This is a genomic window from Mesorhizobium sp. M0772, assembly GCF_040320135.1.
Classification (GTDB): Bacteria; Pseudomonadota; Alphaproteobacteria; order Rhizobiales; family Rhizobiaceae; genus Mesorhizobium.
Genome location: NZ_JAMYPB010000102.1, coordinates 1 through 4338 on the forward strand (window position 1 = coordinate 1; position 4338 = coordinate 4338).

Consider the following 4338-nt stretch of genomic DNA (forward strand, 5'->3'; position numbering starts at 1 on the left):
CCGAGGAAGCACGGCGACGACTGCCTGCAGGAATTGCGCTGGCTCTACGACCGGCGCGATCTCGCAGAGGCCAGGGCTGATCTTGCCGCATGGCTTGCCAAATGGTCGGCACGCTATCCGCGCCTGACAGGCTGGGCCGAGGATGCCATCGAACAAACCCTGACCTTCTTCAGGCTGCCGAGACAGCACCACAAGCATCTCAAATCCACCAACATGCTGGAGCGGCTCAACGAGGAAATCCGCCGGCGCACCTATGTCGTGCGCATCTTCCCCAACACCGAAAGCTGCCTGCGCCTGGTCAGGGCCTTGGCCGTCGAGACCAACGAAAACTGGATGGAGGCCAACCGATACATCAACATGGACGACCTGCGCGAGCACAAGAAGCTCGCTCTGCGCCAAGCCGCATGACCAGCATCATGGCTGCCCCATTTTGCAGAACTTGACGCACACAACCGCCGGCCGCGGCTTCGCTCATCGCTTGTGCCACACTACTGGTTCTTTGGGCGTTCACCATTCCCTTAGCGTTCTGAATGTCGCGCACCTCTTTGGGTGATTTCGATCCCCAAAGCCGCGATCGCTTTGATCATAGTTTCGATGAATCCTTCGGCGCGTCGCCCATCTTCCACTGGCCGGCTGCGCATACGTGTGAGCTTCGCGACGTTTGCGACATACGTAGCGCTCCATGATCCCGAACGGTGATGCGCCCATGGGCGTGGACAACGAGATAGTTCCACGCCGGGGTACCTGCCGAACTTGAGCGGTGCAAAGTTCGGCAAAACCGAACGACCTATTGCAACTCTCGCGCCCGTCCGGCTCCATCCCGGGTTTCCCAGATTGACTCAAAGTTGCGCAGCATCACTTCCGCCACACTGAAGGTCTGCTTTCCTTGCCGGGAAGTCAGGCAAGCGTCGATGTCGGGATAGATAAAGAAGGGCAGGGAAATTCGGTCAGTCGGACCGGTATGCACGACCTGATGGGGTGTGCTCTTGAATCGGTTATCGCTCAAAGCCTGAAGCATGTCGCCCAGATTGACCACGAGAGTGTCGGGCAAGCTCGGCGCCGGCACCCAGCGCTCCCCGAACCACACCTGCAAGGAGCGCGTGGGAAGTTCCTCCTGCAGCAGCAGCGTGAAGAACCCATTGTCGGTATGCTTTCCGGCCGTGCCGCCACTAGATGGATACCGGATCACGCGTTGCAGGACCGTCGGCGGGCTGAAATGACGTCGGAACCAGCTCTCTTCCAATTCGAGCAGGTCGGCCAGTGCCATTCCAAGCTGTGGCACAACGTCGTTGACCACAGTAGCCTGCAAAGCAAGCAGGTTTCGAGCGAAACCAGGAGCCACCGCGTCATCCGGAAGGCGTGTGCAACCAGCAAATGGACGCCGGTCGCCTTCCTTCTCGATTCCTAGGTCGAACATTTCCTTCGGATCGGGGCCAGCCTCGGGATGTAGCACCTCGCCGTACAACGGACTGTACCCACGGGCGGTAGCAGGGTATACGTCTTGGGTGGCGTGACCGTAACGTTCCTTTGTCGACTGTGGCAACGTGAAGAAACGCCGGGAAGCCTGGATCGCTTCTGCGATCTGTTTCTTTGGGATTCCGTGCTCAAGGTAGAAGAACCCGTACTCCTCGCAGGCCAGGCGGAGGCGCTCGCGCTCTTCGTGTCGGGTTGCATCGGCTGCCAGTTTTGCCAGTGAGATTTGCGGTAGTGTGGTCATAGCTGCTCCTCCGTTGGTGCGTTAGCTTTGTCGGTCACTTTGAAAACCCAATAGTGTGCGTCCTCCTCCGCGATGTATCTGCCGTCGTTTAGACAGTGTGCTGTCACAAGCACGCCCGCATCCTGCAGACGCCGCACCTCATCTTCAAAGGATGTGGCCTCCGCATAGCTCTTGCGGGTGCTTACGATGACGAATCCGTTGGGGCGCGTGACGCGAGCAAGTTCGCGCAGTGCGTCCGGTCGGATGTGACCGAGCGTGAAGACACCGCAGCAGACCGTAATATCGTAGGTCGCACTGGAGTATTCGGGCAGCGGCACGTTAAGGTCGACATCGCCTTGGACATCGCGGTAGACGCCCGTTTGCCGGGCTTGTTCGGCCATCGCCTCGGAGAGGTCGATCCCATCGATCAACCGGAAGCCAAGGCGTTCCAGTTCCACGCCGACGAGGCCCGTTCCGCAGCCAGCGTCCAGGATTGCGATGGCTGCTCGCTCATTGGCCAAATAGGCCGTCTGAACCGTGCCCGCCAATTCCGCCACGATCATCGGCCCGCAGTACCGGTCCTGGCCAACATCCAACTCGTAGGAACTGGCCCATCCGCGATAGAAGTGGGTCAAGCGATCGACGTCGCCGTCGAGGTCATGGGAATCCTTGATGCGTTTTCGCGCAGCTTGCTCCAGTGTCGTCTGCTGATCGCGGGTGTTCATGACAGGTTCCTCCGTACAGGGACAGGTGAGATTCGGTATAGTCGTCGGCTTCGCAAGCGCCGCGGCTGGATATACAAGATCTTTGTTGTCGTACTGCCCATTTTGGCTGTCCGACCAAGCGGAAGCGCCTACGCTCCAGGTGATAACCTCGTGTATCAGGGCATCGCTCAGGCCCATTCCGCGCCCAAGATCAAACGCCTCGTCAAGAATCAGCCGATTGATGTGGGTGAGCTCACCGACCAGAGACTTGAGCAACCGTATCTGGATGCCACTGAGCGGGATGTCGTCGAGCGGAAACACATGCTCAAGCTTGGGTTTGATCCGTCCGACGGGATCGGTCAGGAATTCTTGGTCTGGCGGATGCGCGGGGTTGGCACCGTACTTGGATGGCGCGCGATAACCCGGCACTTGCAGTCGAACGCCGAAGACCACCTCCGCCAGTTCGATGACCCTCAGGTGGCTGTCGTATCGGTCGAACTTCCGTCCCGCTAAGCTAAAACGCTTTTCGACCGCCCGTCCGAGCGGCAGTCCCACGCGCAGTTGGTTGGCCAGCTGGACGGTCAAGCCCATATCCTTCACCGTGATCTCCAGGGTGCAGGAGCGGTCGTAGCTGCCATCCAGGAGAAAAGGGGCGAATTGCTCGATTGCAACGGAGTTCGCCGAAGAACCGGCAAAATTCCGCCACGCCTGCTGCGCTGGAACCCCGGCCCGCACGCTTCGGCAGAGCGCGTCGCCGCTCGCAACGGCTGCAGTGTAGAAAAGTAGATTCGTCAGTAATTTAACTGATTGGCCTTGACCGATGTCTCCGACATGGAAGGAGACGGCTCCCATGGTTTGCAACACCGCCTCGCAACGCACATAGGCCTCCGATGACCCGCCGACGAAAAAGCTGACATTGGCAAAATCGACCCCCATGTGGGACAGGTTGCTTACGGGCGCTTCTAGCGAATCCACGCCAATTGCTGCCGCCAGACGGGCGATCTCGAGCGTGTTGTGGTAGTCGGTGGTGGACGTGTCGATCCAAATGCTCTCCGGGGGCATTCCGGCCAAAGCGCCCCGCTCGCCCACCATATTGTCGAAGACGTCGCGTGGCAGCGGCAGGCAGGTAATGACAATGCCGCAGTTGCGGGCCGCGTCGCGCGGTGCATTATGCCACCGGGCGCCCTTTTTCAGCACGTCTGTCGCAGCCGCGGGATCGATGTCGTAGACATTCACCGAGTAGCCGGCTTGCAGGAGCTTGGCGGTCATCGGCCGGCCCATCATGCCGGTACCGATGAATCCAATGCGATCGACGTTGCGAGAACGATCGGCGCGGACGCTGCTTACACCGTCTACAGCAGACATTTAACTTCCTTAGAGGCAAACGAACGGTTGCACGACAATTCCGAGTAAATAATTAGCGACGTTCGATAGAGTAGTAAATGATCTTGAACGTTAAAGCAATCGAGCGCATAATAAGAAATGATATAACACCTTAACGCGACTATCATACTTGGTCATCAGATAGAATTTATGTCACATTTGCGAAGCGGTAAGCAGACATATAGATAATTTCTCTCATTGTTTGAGCACAATCGCTTGACAAAAATGAGCTTAAACTCGTCGGAATTTCATGCTGATGGTAATCGGCTGGACATTTCCGACACGATCGCAGCCCTATCCGGCGCAGTCACCACACTTTGACAACCGGACGGCCTCAAATCCACGATCATAGCGTCTTCACCTGAGCGGATGGGCTTCAGAGCGAAGCCGCGAGAGATCGGCACGCAACCAAGTGCAGCCAACGTGCCTCAAATGGGCGGAGCGGGCGCGCGCGGGGTCAAAACTCTGTTCATAGGCACGCATGAGTTGAAACTGACTGATAGCGGCGGCCGTTTGCTTCTCTTCAACTCGCAGGGATCTGTCCAGATGATTGAA

Annotated in this window: 4 protein-coding genes and 1 pseudogene; 1 reads left to right on the forward strand and 4 read right to left on the reverse strand. The window is 58.1% G+C overall.

Translation table 11 applies throughout. The features are described 5' to 3' along the window. The coding region (locus tag NKI06_RS30635) for a transposase (RefSeq protein WP_352987914.1) at positions 1-408 on the forward strand (408 nt) is incomplete at its 5' end. Positions 409-583: 175 nt separating this feature from the next. Here the strand turns inward: NKI06_RS30635 and NKI06_RS30640 are convergent. The 4 genes and pseudogenes from NKI06_RS30640 to NKI06_RS30655 all read right to left on the reverse strand — a co-directional run. After that, positions 584-766: an FMN-binding negative transcriptional regulator gene (locus tag NKI06_RS30640; RefSeq protein ID WP_352561698.1), complete on the reverse strand. Its 183-nt coding sequence runs from the start codon at positions 764-766 to the stop codon at positions 584-586. 21 nt (positions 767-787) lie between these two features. Beyond that, entirely contained in the window at positions 788-1717 is a 930-nt protein-coding gene (locus NKI06_RS30645) for a 2-oxoglutarate and iron-dependent oxygenase domain-containing protein (RefSeq protein WP_352561699.1), read from the reverse strand. Next, on the reverse strand, positions 1714-3765 hold the full coding sequence (locus NKI06_RS30650; RefSeq protein ID WP_352987915.1) for an NAD(P)-binding domain-containing protein: 2052 nt from the start codon (positions 3763-3765) through the stop codon (positions 1714-1716). Before NKI06_RS30650 ends, NKI06_RS30645 begins: the two co-directional genes overlap by 4 nt. Positions 3766-4140: 375 nt before the next feature. Then, positions 4141-4338, reverse strand: a pseudogene (locus NKI06_RS30655) (hypothetical protein); the annotation flags it as partial.

Excerpts from the sequence above, each read along its gene's own strand:
- NKI06_RS30645 (WP_352561699.1), bottom strand. The coding sequence starts at position 1,717 with ATGACCACACTACCGCAAATCTCACTGGCAAAACTGGCAGCCGATGCA.
- NKI06_RS30650 (WP_352987915.1), bottom strand. The coding sequence starts at position 3,765 with ATGTCTGCTGTAGACGGTGTAAGCAGCGTCCGCGCCGATCGTTCTCGC.